We start from the raw sequence: 21,169 nt of genomic DNA on the forward strand, positions 1-21,169 counted from the left end.
GTGTGTCATGTGTCGGCGGTGTCGGCGGTGTCGGTGGGGTTCGATGTGGCTTCCTTCACGATCCACTGACTGAATAGCAACATGGCAGCGGTCATGGGTTTGCCCTTCAGCCAGGTGAGCCAGTAACTGCCCGCATGGACTTCGACGCGAAATGGCCGCACGAGCCGGCCGGTGTTGATCTCGTGATCGAACATCAGGGCCGGCGCGAGAGCGATGCCAGCGCCTTGCATGGCGGCTTCCACCATCAGGCGCGACGAATCGAACACGGGGCCGCGAACCGGGCGCGGTGGAATGCCGGCGGCGTCGAACCAGTTCATCCAGTCGTCGGCACGATACGAGCGCAGCAAGGTTTCGTTGGCAATGTCCTCGGGCGACGAGAGCCGCGCGGCAACTTCCGGCGTGCACAGCAACGCGAGCGGCGCGTCGAGCAGGTGTCGGGCGCGCGAGCCGGGCCACGTGCCGTCGCCGAAACGGATGGCGAAGTCGAGGCCTTCGGTCGCGAGGTCGACGAGATTGTTGTTCGTCAGCAGTCGTAATTCGACGAACGGGTGCGCTTTGCGAAACGAGTTGAGGCGCGGCATCAACCAGCCTACGGCGAAGGTGCCCACCACGCCGACTGTCAGCACTTCGTGAAAGTGGCCGCCTTCGAACTGTTTGAGTACGGCTTCGATCCGGTCGAACGCATCGGTGAGCACGGGACGCAGCGCGAGGCCTTCGTCCGTCATCGCGAGGCCGCGCGGCAGGCGTTTGAAAAGCGTGGTGCCAAGCCGCTCTTCGAGCGATCTGACCTGCTGGCTAACGGCTGCCTGAGTGACGTTCAGCTCCGCTGCGGCGCGCGTGAAGCTGAGATGCCGGGCTGACGATTCAAAGGCGCGCAACGCGTTTAGCGGGAGGTAAGGTCTCATCGCGGATGCATAAGATTTTCTTGTAAGTGGATTAAATTATCACCGTTTCTGATGCGCAGGTGGAAAGCCGGCGGTTGAGGCTTCGCACGAGGCGCGACAACGGTCACGAGACGAACTTTTGCGGACGCACGTGCGCAGCGGATGACGTGGCGTCCTCCGGCCGACCGGACGAGGCCCGGTCATGGTTACAGCGAGTCCGAATCGCGACGAGTGGCAATCCCAGCCGGAGAAATGCTGCGATTACGGAGGCTGGAGCCTTTGTTGTGCAGGTGGGCTGAGTGTGTACGTTGGTTGACAAACGAGAGGCAGTGCCCCAGAATCAATGTTGCCCAAGGGCTACGAAAAATACCTGACTAGCAGCAGACGGTCGGCTATCCGTGGACTTGGGCTTTTTCATTTCCAGGCCGCGTCGCGGCCTTTTGCATTTCGGCGTCTCCTTTGTTTTGAATTGCATTTGCATTTGCGCTCGCCAGGCTCAGCATGCCGGCTGCAGGGTCAATCCGCGATTCCCTTTTCCAGATTAAAAGCCCTTTGGCCTTCCAGCGATCGATGACTGTGGGATCGTCTTTTGCATATGCGCTGGCCATCCAGTGAATGTTCGGCTTGTTTGCTGAATCCGGCACGTCGACCCGCACGGCGATCAGTAAAGGATTTTTGCCGTCTGGCGCCTCGACGGTGACGACCACGATGCTCTCGCGTTCGGTTGCCGATTGAAAGACGGCCGCAGGAATAAGAAGGAGCTTGCGTAAAGAAGCGACCGTCTCGGGCGAAAGGCCGTGTTTTTCCATTATTTTGACAAGCAGGCGCACCGACGTGACGACAGCGCGATCGGGGATTTTTATCGCCGTCAGTGTCTCTCTGGTAAATCGTCCAACGAGAATCTGGTGGCGATAATCAGCATCTGCAAGCTTGCCTTTCTGGTGGCGATGCAGTAACTCGGTAGTCAGTTCCACTGAGAGATCGAAACGGATGAACCTGCTCATTCTCGCTTGTGTTTTTGCCCGGCGGGCATTCAGGAGCTGGGCATTTTATCCATTGCGATCTCGATACATGACACTTTGGGCTCTATTCCCAAGTAGCCTGCAGAATCTTCGCCGCCACTTTAAGCGAGCATCCTGGAGTGGCTGAAATGCGTGCATAAGCGTCTAAGTCTTGGTCTGCCTTTTCGCTTGCTCCCCTCACCCCACCCGCACCACCCGCGCCTCCACCGCTTTCGTCGCGGAAGCCGCAACAGAGGCTGCGGCCGCCGGCGCAGCCGGCATCAGCTTGCCGTTCAGCAGCAATTGAACGGTCTTCACCGTCAGAATCGCAAAGATCACATTCGCGACGACGAAGAGAACCGGCGCGGCCCACTCGACCGGTCCCGTCGCGCCTCGTTCGACCATTCGCAGAACCATCGTCGGCAACGCGGCGACGCCGAAGCTGAAGGCCCAGTAGCCCGGCACGAATCCCTGAGCGCGAATCCACGGCAGCAGGCGCAGCAACAGCAGCCCCTGGTACAACCCATAGCCGAGCAGAGCGAACGCGAACAGATCAGGCATACCGCTCGTCAGGCTCAGGTAGGTCACGCCGCCCACCACCGGCGGCGCGAGCTGAACGCCCAGTGTCGGCCGCAATGCTTCAGGCAGCGCGTCGTGCACGGCTGCGCGATGCAGAATCAGCGACTCCAGCGCGAGCCAGGACAGCATGCCCGCCCCAAAGAACAGCTCGCCAAGCTGGTGATACCCGAACGCAGATGCAGCAGTGCCCGCGACGAAGCTGGGCGCGACCGTCGGCAAATAGATCGCCGGCGTCACCAGTTCGGGCGGTCGTCCACCTTGCCAGAGCCGGCCGTGTAGATAGACGCCGAGTGCCAGTTGTACAGCTACCGCGACCGCGAACAGTCCGAGTGCGAGCGTGTGCGCGTATGGCAGAACAAGTTGCGCGGCGAGCAGCGTCGACACCGGACCGAGTGCTGCGAATGACGACACGACCGGATGCTGCATTTCCACGCGCGCTTCGGCAGCGCGAGTGAGCCACTTGTGGCCGTAAGCGGCGAGCACCACGAGCCAGACGATGAGCGCCGCCAACGTCATCAGCGAGCCGATTGCTGCGGGCAGCTGCCAGAGCCGGATCGCCACTCGCCACAGATTGGCGAACGCGAGCGCGCCCACCGCGATCCCGAAGAAAGCAACTGGAATTGCACCTCGATTGCCATTCATGAACGTATCTCCGTCAGTTGCGACGCGCCCCGCTTTATGCGTGTTGCGCCATCGATGACGTACTGTAGAAGTCCATTAAGAAAACCAGAACGCGCCGAACGCTCAACAAATGGCGCAGGCGTCTCAATGGCAATCGTCCGCGGATGAGCGGCACGACATGGCACGCCGGTGGCCGGCACTCCGGTGGCCGGTGCCGGGCTCGCTCGCGGCACCCTCCGATAGAAGAGCTGATTGTGTTGGCGTAAAATTCCCGCTTCTTCACGAAGCGACCCGAATTCATGCCGACGCCCGCGGACAAATCGAACTCGAAGGAAAGCGAAGGTGTGGCCGTGATCGATCGTGCGTGCGCGATCCTGTTCGCGTTTCGCCCCGACGACGCCGCGCTCACGCTCGCCGAACTCGCGGCGCGCACAGGCTTGTATAAAAGCACGTTGCTGCGTCTCGCGGGTTCGCTGATCCAGCATCGTCTGCTGCTGCGTCTCGAGGACGGCCGCTATCAGCTCGGCGCCGCCACCTTCATGCTAGGCGCGCTCTATCAGCGCAGCCTGAACGTCGGCGACATTCTCGTGCCGTTGATGCACGAACTGGCTGACACGAGCGGCGAAAGCGTGTCGTTCTACGTGCGCGACGAAGCGGTGCGCGTCTGTCTGCATCGCGTAGATTCGAAACATGCGGTGCGCTTTCATGTGCGTGAGGGCGATGTGCTGCCGCTCGAAAGTGGCTCGGGCGGCCGTGCGCTGCTCGCATTCGGCGGCACGCCGGGTGAGCCTTACGAGAGGATCCGGGAAGATTTTTACTGCGTGTCGATCGGCGAACGCGATCGGGAGACGGCCGGCGTTTCCATGCCCGTGTTCGGTGTGCGTCAGAGCCTGCGCGGTGTCATCACGCTGGCGGGTCCGAGTTCGCGCATCGATCAGGCGTTCCTCGAACGCAACCTCGGCGCACTGTTCGATTGCGCGACGCGCGCCACGGATGCACTGGGCGGCGATTCGCGCGCGATGCGCAACGCGCGGCGGCGCGCGCTCGAAGTTCAGGGCAAATGACGTTCGGGCTCGCCCGTGTACGTGTAATTCATCTGGCGCGGCAGCGGACCTTTGTTGCGTTCGTGACGACCGCGCTGTTCCCACGCGTGCGAAAGAATGCCCACCGCGCGTGACAGGCAGAACACACCGCGCGCCAACTCCGGCGCGAAGCCGAGTTCCGCATAAATGACGGCCGTCGCGCCGTCGATATTCATAGGTACCGGCCGGTTCTTGCGCTGCTTGAGTAGCGCTTCGATACCACGCGCGATCGCCGCGTAGCGTCCGCCGATCGTTTTGCTCTCGACGCCATCGTCCACCAGCGCGAGCAAACGCGTGGCGCGCGGGTCGACGGGGTGAAAGCGGTGGCCGAAGCCGGGCAAATACTTGCCATGCTCCTCGACGAACGCGTCCACACCCTGTTGCACCGCTTCTTCCAGCGCAAGGCCGGTTTCCATGCGGGCGCCGATGGCATCGTACAGTTCGACCGCCTGCTGGCCGGCGCCGCCGTGCACGTCGTCGAGCGCGTTGATGGCCGAGGCCATTGCGCCGTTCAGCGGCAGCCCGCAACTGGTCGCGATTCGCGAGATCGCAATGGACGGCGCATGCGGCCCGTGGTCCACCGAGGCAACCAACGCTGCTTCGAGCAGACGCGCCTGCGCCGCGTCCGGCAACTCGCCGCGCAACATCAGCCAGATCATTTGCGGAAAGCTGATTGCGCCGATCAATTCCTCGATCGGAAATCCACGCACGTTGATCGACCCCGGATGAATGTCGATGATCGAGGTGCTCCAGTAGTCCGCGGCCAGCTTCGCAGCGTCGAACGGGGGTTGCGTCATGTCAGATCACTCCTTCTGCGCGCAGGTGGTCGATTTGCGCGTCGTCGTAGCCGAGCGCGGCCAGATGCTCGCGCGTGTGCGCCGATAGAACCGGCGCGGGCGTGGCGGGCGACGTGTCGGCGTCGTTCAGGCGAAAGCCGGCGCGTGTCACGCGCTGCCGGTCGGTCGCCATGTCGCCGTCGCCGCTGCCGGCAAACTCGGAAATGAAAGCGCGCGATTGCAGGTGCGAATGCCCAAGAATTTCCGGCACCGACATCACGCGTCCGGCCGGCACGCCCGCCTCGAAGCACTTCGCTTCCCAGTTCGCGGCGCTATCGCGCGCGAGGGCTTGTTCGATTTCCGCCTTCAACGCCGCACGATTCGCCTTGCGCGCGTTGCGCTCGGAAAAGCGCGCGTCGTCGAGCAGATCGGCGCGGCCGATCAGATGACACAGGCTTGTGAACTGCTTGTTCTCGTTCGCGGCGATGTTCAGCGGGCCGTCGCCGGTTCTGAACGTGCCGGACGGCGCGGCGGTGAAGTTTTCGTTGCCCATCGGCTCAGGCGTTACACCCGCGTTCAGATAGTTCGACACGACCCAGCCCATCGTCGACAGCGTGGCTTCGAGCATGGACACGTCGAGCATGCGGCCGTGCCCGGTGGTGCGCGCGTCGAGCAGCGCCGCACAAATGCCGAACGCGGCGGTAAGGCCGCCCACCGTGTCGGACACCGGGTAGCCGACGCGCAGCGGCGCGCTGTCGGCGTCGCCGGTCACGCTCATCACGCCGGCAATGCCCTGGATGATCTGGTCATACGCGGGGCGCTTCGAAAATTCACCGTCCATGCCGAAGCCGGAGATCGCGCAGTACACGAGCTTCGGATTCACTTCGCGCAGCGCGTCGAAGTCGAGGCCAAGGCGCTTCATGACGCCAGGCCGGAAATTTTCGACGAGTACGTCTGCGGTCTTTACGAGATCGCGCAGGATCTCCTTGCCGCGCGGGTCTTTCAGGTTGAGCGTGACCGACTGCTTGCCGGCGTTCACCGCGACGAACGAAGCGCCCATGTTGCGCGCCGACGCGGTTCTGTCGGCGCCCAGACGGCGCGCGAGGTCGCCGCCCTCGGGATGCTCGACCTTGATGACTTCAGCGCCGAGCAGCGCCAGTTGATACGCGCAAAACGGTCCCGCGAGCACATTCGACAAATCCAGTACCCGCACTCCAGCCAGCGGCAGCGTCATGTGTAAAGCCTCTTTCAATGCGAAATTTCATCGAGATTGCGGTGGTTGGTGCGCGGCCCGAAGAACCCGATCGCGCCCATGACCATCACCATCGAAACGGTGATCAACGCGAACACGCCCGTCACGTTGAAGTGACGCAGCGCAAACGCGATCATGAAACCCGAGAACATGGCGGACAGTCGCGACATCGAATAGACGAAGCCGACGGCGCGCGCCCGCAAACGCGTGGGGAACAGTTCCGTCTGGTACGCGTGATAGCCGACCGAGAGCAGCGTGCCGCACAACGTGATCAGGACGCCGAGCGTCATCAGGATCGCGGGCGAGGTCTGCGTGGCAAACAGGCTGCCGAACACGGCAATGCCGAGCGCCGACAGCACGATCAGCGTTTTCCGTTCGATGCGGTCCGCGAGCGCCATGCCGAGCAGCGGGCCAAATGGATTCGAGATCGCGATCACGAACGAGTAGAGCAGGCTGTGCGTGATCGTCACGCCTTTTGAAACCAGCAGCGTGGGCACCCAGGACGCAAAACCGTAGAAGCCGATCGACTGGAACAGGTTGAACACGAGCATCGTGATCGCGCGGCTGCGATACGGCGGCTGCCAGATTTCGCTGAAGGCGGCTTTGGTCGTTGCCGGCTCGACGGTCGGCACGGCGGCGGGCAGCGGCCGGCCGTATTGCGCGGCGACTTTGGCTTCCAGCGCCTGCAGCACCTGTTCGGCTTCGGCGGCGCGGCCCTGTTGCGCGAGCCAGCGCGGACTTTCGGGTAGACGTCGACGGATCGCCCACACCACAATTGCACCGAGCGCGCCGATGATCACGACCCAGCGCCAGCCGTCGAGACCGAACGGCGTGCGCGGCACCAGCCACCACGCGAGAAATGCTACCGTCGGCACGGCCGAATATTGCACGAGGTGAACGAACGCGAATGCGCGGCCGCGCAAGTGTTTCGGCATCAACTCGCTGACGTAGGTGTCGATCGTGACCAGCTCGACGCCCACGCCGATTCCCGCGATCAGCCGCCACACGTTGATCGCGGGCGCGGTGCTCTGCAGCGCCATGACCAGCGTCGCGACCGAGTACCACAGCAGCGAGACCGTGAAGACGGTCTTGCGGCCATAGCGGTCCGCCATGCCAGCCAGAAAGAACGTGCCGAGAAAGAGTCCCGCGAATGAAGCCGCCACGAAAGCGCCGAGACCGGACACGCCGAAGAACGACGCCGTAGTCGTCGAATACATGCCCGTTTTGACGAGGCCCGGTCCGACGTACGCGGTGAAAAACAGATCGTAAAACTCGAACCAGCCGCCGATCGACAGCAGGAACACGAGCATCCACACGGCGCGGGTGGCGGGCAGGCGGTCGATGCGGGCGTTGATGCCAGTCACGCCGCCCGTCGCGCTGGTGCTGGAATCGGGCGACGCGCGTGGCGTGTCGAGCGGCAGGCTGGCCATGAAATTCTCCGTCAGATGTCTCGTCTGGTCGTTCTGTTAGATAGAACGATGTTCTGTTTAATGAGTGTGTCGAGGTTAGTCGCAGTGGCTTTTGCGAGGAATACGGGGTTTACCTGGTGAACTGCAGCGTGATGGGCGCGCTGTGAGACGGGGTCAGACAAGAGGGCGCGCGGCTGCGCCCGGTTTGCTAGCCGAGCCGTTGCAACATGTCGAGCAGCATGTCGAACGAAAGCGGCTTGCGCGCATACTGGATGGTGGGATTGGGCTGCATGGGAATTTCCGCAGCTGCGCTACACAGGATGATTGGAATCTTGCGCAGATCCGCATCGGCGTTCAGTGCGGCGCACAGCTGCAATCCGGACATGACCGGCATCATGCAGTCGGAAACGATGATGTCGGGCCGCGTTCTGCCTATCTCTTCGAGCGCGGCTGCGCCGTTCGACGCAGTCAGCACCGTATAGCCGTGCCGCTCCAGCAACAGTCGCCAGACCGTGAGGATGTCGAACTCGTCGTCCACGACCAGAATGGTTTTCATGTGGGGCTACGAATGGCGTCGCGGCAACAGGGTGGCCGACAGGCCGGGCGCCGAATAGACGCTGGCGGGACTGACCACCCTGTCCAGCACGTCTAAACCCTCCGACGAGATCACCAGTTCCCGCAGCGACGTGTCGTGCGCGCTCTCGCGTTGCTTGACGGCGGAAATCATGCGCAGCAGGCCCGCGTCGGTTTCGGCATAGCGCAGCAGTACGAGGTTTTCCGTCAGCGCCGAGACGCGCACGCTCTTCGCATGCCCCGGATCGGCGTAAAGCGGGAGCTCTTCGGTCAGCAGCGTGGTGACTGCGGCCTCCCGGAGCTGATGCAGCAGCGCGTTCAAAAACAGGCCGAAGCGCTCACTTCGCATTGACGAGTCGCGGAAACCTTCAACGCCGTCGATCACGATGCGCGACGCACCGATCCGCTTTGCCGTGGCGAGCGCGTTGGCCGCGACTTCGTCGACCGCCAGCTCGATCGCAGGCTGCCACAGAATAACGAGCCGGCCGTCACGGTGCGCGTCGGCGAGCGCAATGGAAACGGCTTCGGCCTTGCCGATCAGCCGCTGTGGTCCTTCGTAAAAGCCCACGTACACGCAGCGCTCGCCACGTGCGACGCCCGCCGCGAGGAACTGCAGGCCGAGCAGCGTCTTGCCCACGCCGGACGGACCGATCAGCGTGGTCGTGGAGCCTTGCGCGAAGCCGCCGCCAAGCAGGTCGTCCAGATGCGGGAGCCCGAAGCCGAGGCGATTTTTCAGATCGACGGGACCAGGCATGTCGGCGCCTTGCGATTCCAGGCGCGGAAACATCAGCAGGCCGCTCTCCGTGATACGGAACAGGTGCTTGCCCATCAGATGATTGCGCCCGCGCATCTTGTGCACTTCGATTTCGCGCGCCCGGCGCATGCCGTCGCTGTAGCGATTCAGCTCGATGAGCCCGTCGACGAGCGTGTGCTCCGGATGCGGTTCGTTGCCCGAGAGCGGCGCGAGCAGCAGCGTGGTGCAGCCCATCGCCGCCACCAGCGCGTTCAGCTCGTGAATGAACTTCGACAGCGACAGTTCGGTTTCGCTGAATTCACGCGCGCTGCGAAACCCGTCGATGATCATCAGGCTCGGGCGGTAGTCGTAGATGCTCGACGCGAGCATTTTCAGGAAGCCGTCGAGACCGTCCTGCATCAGTTCGTGATAGCCGGACACGAACAGCATTTGCTGGGCGACCGCGGCTTCGTCGAAGAAACTCAGGTTTTTCAGGTGGCTCAGCAGTTTGTCGTGCGATTCGGCGATCAGGGTCGTATAGAGCACCTTCTCGCCCTGAGTGACGCGGTGAAATCCAATCTGACTCGACAGAATGGTCTTGCCGGCGCCGGCCATGCCTTCAAGAAGATAGACGCCGCCTTTCACCAGACCTCCGCCGAGAATCTCGTCGAGACCTGGAACACCCGTCTCCACATTGGAGCGGGACGACGCCGCGGGTTCATGCATAGTCATTGTGGTGTGTCATTCAGGGGGCGGACAAACGTAGCCTCGAACGCTGCGTCGCTTTGCTTAAACAGGTAACGGACGCAAGCGCCGTTCCCGCAAGCTGGCGGCGGCGACGACGTGACGACTCGGATGCAGGCGATTCTAACTGGCGCAGCGCAAGTTTGGCGGCACGGTGTGCGTAAGCCGACGCACCTTGCGGGTGCGCCCGCCTTCAGGCATGGCGCGCGGCAACGTGAACGCCCGGCCGTATACAATTCGGCAGCGTCGGATCTGCCGGCAACCCGTTCATCCTAAATCTGCCCCATCCATGCCGAATCAAACCCGGGCCTTTTTGCTTGGCCCGCTCCTGAAAGGCGTTTCACGCTCGTTTTACCTCACGTTGCGCGTACTGCCGGCCGGCATGCGCGATCCGATCGCTCTCGCGTATCTGCTCGCACGCGCCGCCGATACGATTGCCGACACGTCGCTCATTCCCCCGGGGCAACGCCTTGCGCTGCTGCTGTCGCTGCGCGAGCGCATCAACGGCACGACCTGCGACGACGCATTGATTCAACGCGTAGCCGAGGAGGTCGCGGGCCAGCAGATTCAATCCGACGAGAAGGTTTTGCTTGAATCACTCGGGCCGGCGCTCGACGTGCTGTCGCAACTGGGCGATCCAGATCGCGCGGCAGTGAGCGGTATCGTGTCGACGCTCACGGACGGCATGGAGTTCGACCTGCGCACTTTTCCGGACGAGCATTCCGGCCAGATCGTGGCGCTCAACGAATATGCCGATCTCGATCGCTATACCTATCTGGTGGCCGGTTGCGTCGGCGAATTCTGGACGACGATGACCTATGCACACCTGCCGGGCACGCTGAAGGAACGGCCTGACGTGATGGCGGCGCGCGGTGTGCGCTTCGGCAAGGCGCTGCAAATGACCAACGTACTGCGGGATTGCGGCAAGGATCTGCGTATTGGCCGCTGTTATCTTCCACAGACGTTGCTTGCTCGGCACGGACTGGATGCGCGCGACCTGCTGTTGCCCGCCAACTCGATGCGAGCACGGCCGCTGTTGATCGAACTGCTACGCAAGGCGCTCGACCACTTCCGCGCGGCGCTCGACTACACGCTGGCCATTCCCGCGTATGCGGTGCGTTTGCGTCTCGCCTGCCTGTGGCCGATCCTGATTGGCCTCGACACGCTCATCCTGCTCGCGCAGAACGAAGCATGGCTCGATCCGCAAAAAGTGTCGAAAGTGACGCGCCAACAGGTGTACCGGATGATCGCGTCGTCGCTGCTGGTGGCGCCGTTCGATAGCCGCGTGCGAAGCGCGGTGGAAGCGCGGATCGCGCAGATCGAAGCCCGATTCTGAGCGCGGCCCGATTGCGGGGGGGCGCAACGGTTTGTCGGCGATAAGACGAAAATCACGCGTTTTCGCCCCGATTTAATCTGCATCATTGAATAGTCAGCGATCGGGAAACCCCTAGGACCGTGCACCGGCGGTTCGCGTTAGTCTCTTTTAAAAGGAGACTAACCATGAGACAAGTGTTCAATATTGCCGTGGTGTTGCTGCTTGGCTATCTGCTCGCGGACCGGGCGCTGATGCGCGCGCAGGCCGGCGAAATAGGGACGATCACCTGCCACCAGGGCGCCGAAATGGTGAAATCGGGCGCGTTGAAAAAGGGCTTTGGAGAAGCGGGCGCCAGCAGCCAGAGTGAGAATTTCCTGTCGAGCTGTCTGGTGACCGGGCGCGGTCAGGTGGGGGATCTTGTCGCGCGTGACTGAGCGGAACGCCGCTTACAGCGCGGCTGTCGGGTTGCTGGGGTATGTGCTTGGCTGCCGGCCGGTGGCTGTGTACTGCTAATCAGCCGGAGCGCCGGGAAAGCGCTCGGACCGCGGAGGTCCAAGCGAAGTCATTGGTAGCCCGATGACGGAGGTATCGAATAAAGTGCTGGCCCGCGATCGGAAGGCATCCGTTCGCGGGCCAGTTTGTTTCCAGCGACCGTACCCCCAAGCCGATAGATTGCCGCGCTCTACCTGAACACTCTCAAGACCTTCGCGAACAGTCCGTTTCGTGCAATCCACGCTGCGTAGTCACGATATTGCGGATCGCGCATCAGGTGCCGCTCCTCGGTTTTGGCGCGCAGAAAATACAGCAGGTTGACGGCGACGAGCGACGCGCAATGCGTGAGCGCAGCCCGCCAGCCGAGCGGTTCGATGAACGGCACGGCGATCATCCAGTACGACAGGTTCTTTGCGATGTAAGCGGGATGCCTGGTCAGGCGATACGGCCCCGATGTGATGATGCCGCGATTCGTCAGGTTCGAGAAACGCAGGCCGAATGAGATGGTCGCCAACGCATAACAGATCAGCAACGCAATGATGACCGTGCCCCAGATGAATCGCACCACGGGCACCGAGATCAGCCAGTTGTCCCAGAACATCGAACCTTCATAGTGGATGTACTGGCTGGAGATCAGCGACCAGAACGGCTGATAGCAGATCAGCGCGACGAGCCAGCCGAGCGTGGTGGGCTCCGCGCTGCGCACGTGGCTGTCGAGAATGCGCAGCGTGCACAGATAGCCGACGGTGCCGAACATCAGGTCCATCGTGAATGACAGGTCGTACATGAACCTGAACGCCGACAGCGAGAAGGGCGCATTCATCGCCCGTGCGAACGACGCGCCCAGATGGTCGGCGTCGGTCGAAAGGTAGACGATCATCAGGGGCAGAAAGAATGCCTTCACCATCCAGCCGGCCAGCATCTCGCGCACGGGCCGCCAGTTTGCCGGGCGTTCGCCGCGATAAAGAAGGCGTGCCCATGCCAGATAGCCGTCGTCGACTTCGCGCTGGTGGCGGTCCATCCAGGCAAAGTAAAGCGGCGTTGCCACGACCAGATACGGCGCGAGCGTGCGAACGAGCGCCCAGAATGGTTGGTAGAACGCGCCGTGGTATTCCGGCAATAGCCAGTAAAGCGATCCGAGGCCGGCATAGACGGACAGAAGCGCCGCGATCCTCAAGCTCACGCGCGTGATGCTGAACGGCCTTAACGCATTGCTTGCGAGGCCGGCGCTTGGGCGTAAATAGACGCGCGCGACGAACAGTTCATGGCTCGCGATCGTCGCGATGATCACCAGACAGGCGGCTGTGCTGCGGGCCGCGCCATCGAGCGTGGTGTTGTCGCGCAATAGCCAGAGTGTGACCAGCCCGGCGACGATGCCAAGCAATCCTACCGAAAATGGCGTAGCGGATTGGGGCCGCGGGTCGTCGACGCGCGCTACGGTCTGGAAGGTCGAGTTCATGTCATCCTCGTATTCATGACACGGATAGGGGCCGGGCTATTGTTTTTTAAGGTCCGGCCGCTTCGCCAAGCATTGCTTCTCCGGTTGATGCTTACTTGCCAGCCGTCGCCAGCCCGCCAAGCAGGCCGCCGACCAGGTTTGTCGCCGGGGCGAGCGGATTCTTCGTCGTGCTGCTGTTCGAGCCGCTTGTCGTGCCGCCGGTCAGGCCGCTTACCAGGCTGGTGACAGGGCTGGTTGCCGTCGTCTGATTTTGCGTCGTGGTGACGCTGCCGCCCGCACTGCCCGCCACGCTGACCGTCAGCGATCCCGCCAGTCTAACGACTGGCGCGAGCGGGCCGCCCGAGCCCGACGTGCCGCCGAGCGAGCCGACCTTGCCGAGCAAACCGGTGATCGGCGCAAGCAGGCCGGCCGCTGCGCCCGTGCCGCCCGTGCCGCCGGTGCCGCCCATGCCGCCTGAGCTTCCCAGCGAGCCGAGATTGCCGATCAGGCCGGTGAGCGGCGGTATGGACATTCCGCCGCTGCCCGTGCCGCCGAGGCCGCCGAGCGGTCCGACCAAGCCTGCGAGCGGCGCGAGCGGATTGGTTGTCGCGCCGCTGAACAGGCCGCCCGTGCTGGTGACGGTCTTGCCCAGCTGGCTGACCACGCCGCCGACGTCCTTACCGACCTGATCACCGGTCGCGCCCGACACCTTCAGCCCGGCCGCATCGAGACCATTGCCGAGCGTGCTGAGCAGTGTGTCGACGGACGTGCCGAGGCCCGTCACATTGCCGACGGTTTGCGTGGTATTGGATACGGTCGTCGTGATTGGGTTGATGGCCGCGCTGAGTTGCGTTTCGATCTGCTGGACAGGCGCACTTGTAAGGGTCGAGTCCAGACCGGAACCGAGCGCGCCGACACCTTTGCCTGCGCCGTCGACGACGCCGCCGAGCGTCGACGTGACCGGAGCAAGCGGCGAGAGCGGCCCGCTGCCCAGGCTCGTCACGACCCCGCCGGCAGCGCTCGTCGCGGCGCCGGTGTTCGAGGCGACGCCCGAGATGGAGGTGAGCGTCGGGCCCAGCGGATTGGTCGCGGTGCCTACAGTGCCGAGGCCGACTGCCGTGCCGTTGCCCAGCACTTTGACGCCGTCGCCGAGGTCGGTGAGCGTGTCGCCGAGGCTGGTCGTCGTTGAGCCATTGACGCCCGGAACCGTTGTGCCGGTGATCTTGCTGCCGGTGTCGGCGGCGGTCGTGCCGACAGCGGTAATGAGATTGCCGGCTTGAGTGAGGATGTTACCGATGGAGGTGCCCGAGGTGCCCGAGGTGCCCGAGGTGCCCGAGGTGCCCGAGGTGCCCGAGGTGCCCGAGGTGCCCGAGGTGCCCGAGGTGCCCGAGGTGCCCGAGGTGCCCGAGGTGCCCGAGGTGCCCGAAGTGCCCGAAGTGCCCGAAGTGCCCGAAGTGCCCGAAGTGCCCGAAGTGCCCGAAGTGCCCGAAGTGCCCGAAGTGCCCGAAGTGCCCGAAGTGCCCGAAGTGCCCGAGGTGCCCGAAGTGCCCGAAGTGCCCGAAGTGCCCGAAGTGCCCGAGGTGCCCGAGGTGCCCGAGGTGCCCGAGGTGCCCGAGGTGCCCGAAGCGCCCGAAGTGCCCGAAGTGCCCGAAGTGCCCGAAGTGCCCGAAGTGCCCGAAGTGCCCGAAGTGCCCGAAGTGCCCGAAGTGCCCGAAGTGCCCGAAGTGCCCGAGGTGCCCGAGGTGCCCGAAGTGCCCGAGGTGCCCGAAGTACCCGAAGTACCCGAAGTACCCGAAGTACCCGAAGTACCGGAGCTACCTGAAGTACCTGCCGCACCTGAACCACCCGACGTCCCAGAGGTTCCCGCGAGTCCGCCGCCGCCGAGGCTGCCGGTGCCGGTGCCCGACCCAGTGCCAAGTGTCGACCCGCACCCGTAGAGTGCGATCAATGTGGATGTCGCGACAGCAATAGCGGTCCGACTCGCATATTTTTTCATGATGTCCTCGTTGAACGACGTGTGGTGAGGTCATCATCTGCAAGTTGTACGCCAAATGCCGAGTATGTCGCGCCTTGTCCTTTTTGGCGCTAATTCTGCGAAACGAAGCTGACTATAAAAAATTTAATACACAAAAAACCTGTTTTCCCACTCGCCGATCAAGCCGTGTTCCGATGTCGTGCTACGTAACGCGGCGTTCGCCGTAACAGCGCCCCGTGCCTCCCATGCGCGCGCACGACAACCCCACGCATCCGGCCTGAGTGCCGGGCAGCAACAAGAACCGGCGCCCCATCAAAACGCGGCGCTATAAATCGCCAGCGCGTCGGCCTCGGTTACGGGCCGCGGATTATTGACCAGCAGGCGCGTCTGGAGCATCGCGTCGCGGGCCATGCGCTCGAGCCCGCTCTCTTCAATACCGACATCGCGCAGTCGAGCTGGAATCGCCGTCGCGGCGATCAGCGCCTCGAGCCGTTCTATCAGCGCCTGGGTGCGGCTCGCTTCGCTTCCCGACGCCCCCGGCACGACCACATCCGCGAGTTGCGCATACAGCGGGGCGGCCGCCTCGGCGTTGAAGCGCAACACGTGCGGAAGGACGAGCGCATTCGATAGCCCATGCGGCACGTGATAGATGCCGCCGATCGGATAAGCAAGCGCGTGCACCGCGGCGACCGGCGAATTCGCAAACGCCTGTCCAGCGAAAGTCGCGCCGAGCAACATCGCTTCGCGCGCGTCGCGATTGCGTCCGTCTTCGCAAGCCGGCAGCAGATTGCGCGACAGCAGGTCGAGCGCCTTGACGGCAAGCATGTCGGAGATCGGATTCTTCAGATGCGCGGACGTGTAGGCCTCGATCGCATGAACCATCGCGTCGATGCCCGTCGCGGCGGTGGCGGCAGCCGGCAGGCCAAGCGTGAGCTCGGCATCGAGAATCGCCAGATCGGCAATCAGCTGCGGCGCCACCACGCCCATTTTTTTGGCCTCGCCGACGGTGACAATCGACACCGCCGTCACCTCGGAACCCGTGCCCGCGGTAGTCGGCATCTGCACGAGCGGCAGGCGCGACACCGTCACCTTGTTCACGCCGTACATTTCGCTGATCGGCTGTTGCTGCTGCGGGGCCAGTACGGCGATGAGCTTCGCCACGTCCATCGACGACCCGCCGCCGAGGCCGAGCACGATCTCCGCGTCGGCCGCCTGCGCGCGCGACGTCGCTTCGAGCACGATATGTTCCGGCGGGTCGGCGATGACGTCGTCGATCACGGTGACGTCCCAGCCGTGCGCCGCGAGATCCGCGAGCGCGGGCGCGAGCAGGCCGCTTTGATGAAGAAAGCCGTCCGTGACGACGCACAGCCGTTTCAGCGCTGGAAACTGCGCACGCAGCAATGCGCCGAGACGCCGCGCAGCGCCGAATTCGACGACCATCGCGGGTACGGTCTGAAAGCGGAAGGCGTTCATCATGCCGCGTCTCCAGGAACCATGTGGCTCGATACCTCGCGCCGGTCGAGCAGCGGAATGATGGTGCCGAAGCCGAGCCGCTGAAAATGCTCGGTTTCACGATGCTCGGCGAGGCCGTCGGCGTCGCTGTATTGCTCGAGGATCACGAAGTGGTCCGGGTCGAGCGGCGAGCGGAAGAAATCGTAGTACAGGTTTTTCGGCTCGTTGCGCGTGGCGTCCGCGAGTTCCGTGAGCGGCTTCAGGACCGCGTCGCCGTTGCCGGGTTTGGCGAAGTAATGCGCGATTACCTGCAGATATGCAACAGCCATCGATCACTCCAAATGTTGGGGACAACGCCACCGTGCGGCGTCGGGGAAGCTTGTTCGGGCCTCGCGCTGACAATTGCTGCGCGCAGGCAGATGCGTCTATTGTGTTTTACCAGATTTCGCCTCCGTTTCCCTCCGGAGCGGTCAATTAGCGCGGCGGCCGCACCTTCCGGGGCCGCGCAGCAATCGCCGGGCACCTTTGAAGGGGCCTCCGGTTCCCAACGTGCCACTTTCCTCTTACGATACGCCATGTAACGGTTTTGATACCCGGACCGTTACACCGGTCCGTCAAAGGAGGGGCAAAGACGTGGGCGATTTCGAATTAATCGATCACATCACGGATGGCGTGATGGCGCTCGACCGACACTGGAAGTTTCGAAACATCAACGGCACCGCTGCACGACTGCTCAAGCGTCAGCCCGCGGACCTGCTGGGTCGGGAAATCTGGGCCGAATATCCGGACCTCATCGGATCGGGCTACGAAGCAGCCTATCGACAGGCGGCCGAAACGGGCATCTCCACGACGGCGACGGACTTCTACGCGCCGTTAGGATGCTGGTTCGAAGTGCGGGCGTTCCCAAGCGACGACGGTATCGTCGTACTGGTTCGCGATGTCACGGAAGCGCGCGCGATCTCCGAACGTTTGTCGCGCCAGGCCACGCATGATGAGCTGACCGGCCTCATCAACCGCCGGGAATTGCTGATGCGGCTGAACCGGCTCGTCGACCAGGGCACGGCCGCTTCTGTCGATCTGCTCTTCATCGACCTTGACCGCTTCAAGGATGTCAACGACTCGTTTGGCCACGCGACGGGCGATGAGGTCTTGCGTGTCATCGGCGGGCGTCTTGCCGGCATGTTTGGCGAAGGCGTTCACGTTTCGCGCATCGGCGGTGATGAGTTCGTCATCTGCCTTGTCGACGCCGCAGAGGGCGAGGCTGCGCGCGTCGCGCACGACGTCGCGGTGCGCATGCGCGAGTCCATCCAGACGCCGTGCGTGCGTGCCTCGGTCGGCGCGAGCATCGGCATTGCACGCTACCCTGTTTCGGCGTCAGACGCGGGCGACCTGCTGCGCAATGCGGATACCGCGATGTACCACGCGAAGCGCGCGGGCGGTTCGCACGTGTGGTCGTTTGGCAAGGAGGATGCAAAGCGCCTGTCGCATCGCCGGCGGCTACGTGTGGACCTGGAGAGCGCGAGCGCCGGGCGCCACTTCGAACTGCACTACCAGCCCCAACTGGATCTGCATTCTGGCCGCGTCTACGGAGCCGAGGCGCTTTTGCGATGGAACCATCCGCAACTCGGGCTGCTGACGCCGGCCGACTTCCTCGACGTGCTGCTCGAATCGCCGGCCTACGAGGCGACGGGCGACTGGCTGATCCGCCTTGCATTCCGTCAGGCGGCGCAATGGCAGGCGGCCAACCGGAAGCCGTTCAAGGTCGCCGTCAATCTCTCCGCCACGACGATCCAGAACGGCGATCTCGCCGCTCTGGTGTCGCAGGCTGCCGAGGCGGCCGGCGTATGCGCGTCCGCACTCGACATCGAGGTGACGGAGACGGTCGTCATGAGCGACTTTGCCGCTGCATCGCGCGCGCTTGAGGCCGTACGAAGGCTCGGCGTGACGGTCTCGCTCGACGATTTCGGCACCGGCTATTCCAGCTTGGCCTACCTCACGCGCTTACCTGTCGATTGCATCAAGATCGACAAATCGTTCGTGCAGGAAATGACTGCGAGCGAGACTGGCCCCCGCGCGCGCGCGATGGTCGAAGCGATGGTGGCGCTCGCGCGCGCGCTCGGCATGAGGACGGTCGCGGAAGGCATTGAAACCGACACGCAGTTGTCACTTGTCAAAGAACTTGGCTGCGATGCCGTGCAGGGGTATTTCATTGGCAAGCCGGTCCCGGCAGTGCAGATCGAACCGTACGCCGGGGCGCGTTCGGGCCGACTGGAACTCGAACCCGCGGCCCTTCAGCGGCTTCGCTAGCGATCACGTGCGGGCGCCTGGTATGGACGGGTTCCCAACCGGCCGCGCGCACGCGCAACACACGGCGCCCGATCAACCGGGCGCCGCTTCCTCGCCTGACGCCTAAAACTGCAGCGTGGCGCTCGCGACCGCCGTGCGGGTCGCCGACGGCGCCACGTAGTAGCCCCAGGCCGTCGTCCAGTAACGGCGGTTAAATATATTGTTGATGCCCGCGCGGAACGTCACGTCCTTGCCGGCAATCTTCGTCTCGTACCGGCCGCTCAGGTCGAACGTGGTGTAGGCCGGCACGAACTGCGAGTTGGCCGCGTCCACCGCCTGGTTGCCGACGTACTTGCCGCCGAACGCCAGCGTCAGCGGACGCAGGTACGCCGGGTTGTACTCGACGCGTCCTGTCACGGTAAAGCGCGGCGCGCCATAAATGCGCTTGCCTTCGATCGTCGGATCGTCGATGCCCACCGCCTTCGTGTCGAGCCACATCACACCGCCCAGCACGCGCCATTCGCCGGTCACCGCAAGCCAGCCGCTCGCGTCGATACCGGTATAACGCTGCGTGCCGTCCTGCACGAACACGTGGGCCGGATTGGAATAGTAGTAGCCCTGATCCACCCGGAACAGCGCGAGGTTGGCGCCCCACTTGCTGTGGTCCGACTTGAAGCCGATCTCATACTGCTTGCTCCTGAGCGGACCGAAGGTCGCCGGATAATTGACGTCGGTGTTCGACGCCGCGCCGCCTTGCTGCAACGACTGCACATAGCTCGCGTACAGCGTCGAGTACGGGTCGGTCTTGAACATCAGCGCGAAGGTCGGCGAGACCGGATTGGCGCTGTATTGCGACGTGACGGCCTGCGTCGGATCGTACACGTGCTCTCGGTACTGCGTGTAACGCACGCCGGCGAGCGCGGACCAACGCGACGTGAATTGCAGGGTGTCGCTAGCGAACAGCGCGGCCTGCGTGGTGCGCTGCTGGCGATACAGATCTTCGCCAATGCTCACGTCGGCGTTGCTCAGCAACGTGCTGCCGTACAGGTTGCCATTGCCAAGGAAGTAGCCTTGGTTCCAGCCCGTGCTGTTGCTGTATTCGCTGGTCTGTGTTTCGAAGCTCGCGCCCATCACCACGTCGTGCCTGATACTGCCCGTGCTGAATTTGCCTTCCACCATCGCGTCGACGTTCTGATAGAAGTAGCGCGTCATGGCCGCGTACAGCGTGTTCGAGTAATTGCCCGCGTTATCGGATACATACAGCAAGCTGTCCGAATTCGTGCGGTTTTCCTTGGCGAAGCGATATTTCACACTGGCATGCCAGTTGTCGGAAAGGCGGTAATCGAGCCCGGTGCCGAATGACGCGAATTCCGTCTGATAGTAGTTTTGCGGCTGCGTGAGCGCATGCGTGACCGTACTTGCGTCGGGAATGCCCAGACCGCTGCCGAACATGAGGCCGAACAGCGTGCCATTGGTCTTGCGCTTCTGATACAGCGCGTCGGCGGTGAAGGTCAGGTCCGGTGTGATGCGGAAATCGAACGCGAGCGACGCGCTCTGGCGGCGTACGTGGCCGTTGTCTTCTGCGGTGTTGCCGTCTTCGTTCGCCAGATTCAGGCGGTAACCGAAGCGGTTGTCGTTGCCGAAGCGGCCGCCCAGATCGAGCGCCTCCGTGAACACGCCGGCCGATTTATAGCCGAACGTGAAGCTGCGGTACGGCGTGTCGGTGGGACGTTTCAACACATAGTTCACAATGCCGCCCGGCGCGCCGAACCCATACATGAAGCCCGACAGGCCCTTGAGCAACTCGACCTGCTCGAACGGTTCCAGCGACAGGTCGGCATCCCACGACGGAAACGTCTGGCCGTCAATCTTGACGCTGTTCAGCGTGTCGATCGGCATGCCGCGCACGGTGAACATCGAGTTCTCGCTGATTGCGTTGTCGCTCGTCACGGAGACGGCCGGGTCGTACTTGTACAGATCGTTCGCGGTCGTCGCGAACAGATCCTGTGCTTCGTCGCTCGTCACCACGTGGGTCGAAAAAGGCGTGTCGACCTGCTTGCGCGAACCCAGCGCACCGGCGCTGACGGTGTCGGCCTGCGCGACCGCAGCGTCTTTCGAAGCGGACACGCTGACGGCAGGCAAGGTGGCGCCGGCGTCGCTTGCCGCGGCCTGCGCCCATCCGGATTGCGACAATGTGGAAAGCGTCATGCCGACGCTGACCAGAAGCCCGGCGCTCAGCAGCGAAGGGGTACGACGAGGGCCGCGCGTAAAAAATGGCCGGCCGGCGACAAGTGGTTTCTGCATATTTTTTGATCTTGGCAGGCGTTGCCGTGCACGATCGGCGTGCGAACGGACGTCTGCGAGCGAGTGATTGTTTAACAGGTGATGAAAATGAAAGATTCGAGCGAATGTTAATGCATACGATTCGCATTTACAACTGTATAGACGCAGGGAGAGTCATCTATAAGACATATGTCTTAAGACATGGGTGACTTCGCTGGAAGCCTTATCTGGCGGGGCTCGATCACGTTTGCGCCGTTTGGGGAATGTGTTGGTC

General features: G+C 63.2%; 17 protein-coding genes. 4 read left to right on the plus strand and 13 right to left on the minus strand.

Going from position 1 to position 21,169, the window contains the following annotated elements; all coding sequences use genetic code 11:
• Positions 1-5 precede the first annotated feature (5 nt).
• The 3 genes from AAGS40_RS16395 to tehA form a co-directional block, all read right to left on the minus strand.
• The gene (locus AAGS40_RS16395) at positions 6-905 is read right to left on the minus strand and encodes a LysR family transcriptional regulator (RefSeq protein WP_345815836.1); all 900 of its coding nucleotides are present in this window, start codon (positions 903-905) and stop codon (positions 6-8) included.
• A 371-nt stretch (positions 906-1,276) separates the two neighbouring features.
• A complete protein-coding gene (locus AAGS40_RS16400; RefSeq protein ID WP_345815838.1) occupies positions 1,277-1,888 on the minus strand; it encodes a hypothetical protein in 612 nt (203 codons plus the stop codon).
• Between the two features lie 195 nt (positions 1,889-2,083).
• Positions 2,084-3,106: a dicarboxylate transporter/tellurite-resistance protein TehA gene (tehA, locus tag AAGS40_RS16405; RefSeq protein WP_345815839.1), complete on the minus strand. Its 1,023-nt coding sequence runs from the start codon at positions 3,104-3,106 to the stop codon at positions 2,084-2,086.
• 278 nt (positions 3,107-3,384) lie between these two features.
• On the opposite strand from tehA, the gene AAGS40_RS16410 reads away from it, so the two are divergent.
• Positions 3,385-4,149: an IclR family transcriptional regulator gene (locus AAGS40_RS16410; RefSeq protein WP_345815841.1), complete on the plus strand. Its 765-nt coding sequence runs from the start codon at positions 3,385-3,387 to the stop codon at positions 4,147-4,149.
• Here the strand turns inward: AAGS40_RS16410 and AAGS40_RS16415 are convergent.
• The 5 genes from AAGS40_RS16415 to AAGS40_RS16435 form a co-directional block, all read right to left on the minus strand.
• Entirely contained in the window at positions 4,137-4,964 is an 828-nt protein-coding gene (locus AAGS40_RS16415) for a citryl-CoA lyase (RefSeq protein WP_345815842.1), read from the minus strand. The genes AAGS40_RS16410 and AAGS40_RS16415 overlap by 13 nt on opposite strands.
• 1 nt (position 4,965) lies before the next feature.
• Positions 4,966-6,177, minus strand: coding sequence for a CoA transferase (locus AAGS40_RS16420; protein ID WP_345815843.1), 1,212 nt, complete (start codon positions 6,175-6,177; stop codon positions 4,966-4,968).
• Positions 6,178-6,191: 14 nt separating this feature from the next.
• Entirely contained in the window at positions 6,192-7,625 is a 1,434-nt protein-coding gene (locus AAGS40_RS16425) for an MFS transporter (protein WP_345815844.1), read from the minus strand.
• 187 nt (positions 7,626-7,812) lie between these two features.
• On the minus strand, positions 7,813-8,160 hold the full coding sequence (locus AAGS40_RS16430; protein ID WP_345815846.1) for a response regulator: 348 nt from the start codon (positions 8,158-8,160) through the stop codon (positions 7,813-7,815).
• Positions 8,161-8,166: 6 nt separating this feature from the next.
• Positions 8,167-9,642: an ATPase domain-containing protein gene (locus AAGS40_RS16435; RefSeq protein WP_345815847.1), complete on the minus strand. Its 1,476-nt coding sequence runs from the start codon at positions 9,640-9,642 to the stop codon at positions 8,167-8,169.
• Positions 9,643-9,943: 301 nt separating this feature from the next.
• Between AAGS40_RS16435 and AAGS40_RS16440 the strand changes: the two genes are divergently transcribed.
• Positions 9,944-10,990 carry a phytoene/squalene synthase family protein gene (locus AAGS40_RS16440; RefSeq protein ID WP_345815849.1) on the plus strand — a complete coding sequence of 349 codons (1,047 nt, stop codon included), beginning with the start codon at positions 9,944-9,946 and terminating at the stop codon, positions 10,988-10,990.
• 164 nt (positions 10,991-11,154) lie between these two features.
• Positions 11,155-11,403: a hypothetical protein gene (locus AAGS40_RS16445; protein ID WP_345815850.1), complete on the plus strand. Its 249-nt coding sequence runs from the start codon at positions 11,155-11,157 to the stop codon at positions 11,401-11,403.
• Positions 11,404-11,651: 248 nt separating this feature from the next.
• Here AAGS40_RS16445 and AAGS40_RS16450 read toward each other — a convergent pair whose 3' ends face one another.
• From AAGS40_RS16450 to AAGS40_RS16465, 4 genes are all read right to left on the minus strand, one after another.
• The gene (locus tag AAGS40_RS16450) at positions 11,652-12,920 is read right to left on the minus strand and encodes an isoprenylcysteine carboxylmethyltransferase family protein (RefSeq protein WP_345815851.1); all 1,269 of its coding nucleotides are present in this window, start codon (positions 12,918-12,920) and stop codon (positions 11,652-11,654) included.
• Between the two features lie 91 nt (positions 12,921-13,011).
• Positions 13,012-14,895, minus strand: coding sequence for a collagen-like triple helix repeat-containing protein (locus AAGS40_RS16455; RefSeq protein WP_345815852.1), 1,884 nt, complete (start codon positions 14,893-14,895; stop codon positions 13,012-13,014).
• Positions 14,896-15,186: 291 nt separating this feature from the next.
• On the minus strand, positions 15,187-16,347 hold the full coding sequence (locus AAGS40_RS16460) for an iron-containing alcohol dehydrogenase (protein ID WP_345816588.1): 1,161 nt from the start codon (positions 16,345-16,347) through the stop codon (positions 15,187-15,189).
• Complete coding sequence (locus AAGS40_RS16465) at positions 16,347-16,655, minus strand: putative quinol monooxygenase (RefSeq protein WP_345815853.1); 309 nt, start codon at positions 16,653-16,655, stop codon at positions 16,347-16,349. The genes AAGS40_RS16460 and AAGS40_RS16465 overlap by 1 nt, the downstream gene beginning before the upstream one ends.
• A 73-nt stretch (positions 16,656-16,728) precedes the next feature.
• Between AAGS40_RS16465 and AAGS40_RS16470 the strand changes: the two genes are divergently transcribed.
• Positions 16,729-18,633 (plus strand): EAL domain-containing protein, encoded by a 1,905-nt coding sequence (locus tag AAGS40_RS16470; protein WP_345815854.1) that lies wholly within the window; start codon positions 16,729-16,731, stop codon positions 18,631-18,633.
• A 102-nt stretch (positions 18,634-18,735) separates the two neighbouring features.
• Here the strand turns inward: AAGS40_RS16470 and AAGS40_RS16475 are convergent, their stop codons facing one another.
• Positions 18,736-20,916, minus strand: a complete 2,181-nt coding sequence (locus AAGS40_RS16475; RefSeq protein WP_345815855.1) for a TonB-dependent siderophore receptor — start codon at positions 20,914-20,916, stop codon at positions 18,736-18,738.
• Positions 20,917-21,169: the final 253 nt, after the last annotated feature.

The sequence above is a fragment of the Paraburkholderia sp. PREW-6R genome, from assembly GCF_039621805.1.
In the GTDB taxonomy this organism is placed as follows: domain Bacteria; phylum Pseudomonadota; class Gammaproteobacteria; order Burkholderiales; family Burkholderiaceae; genus Paraburkholderia.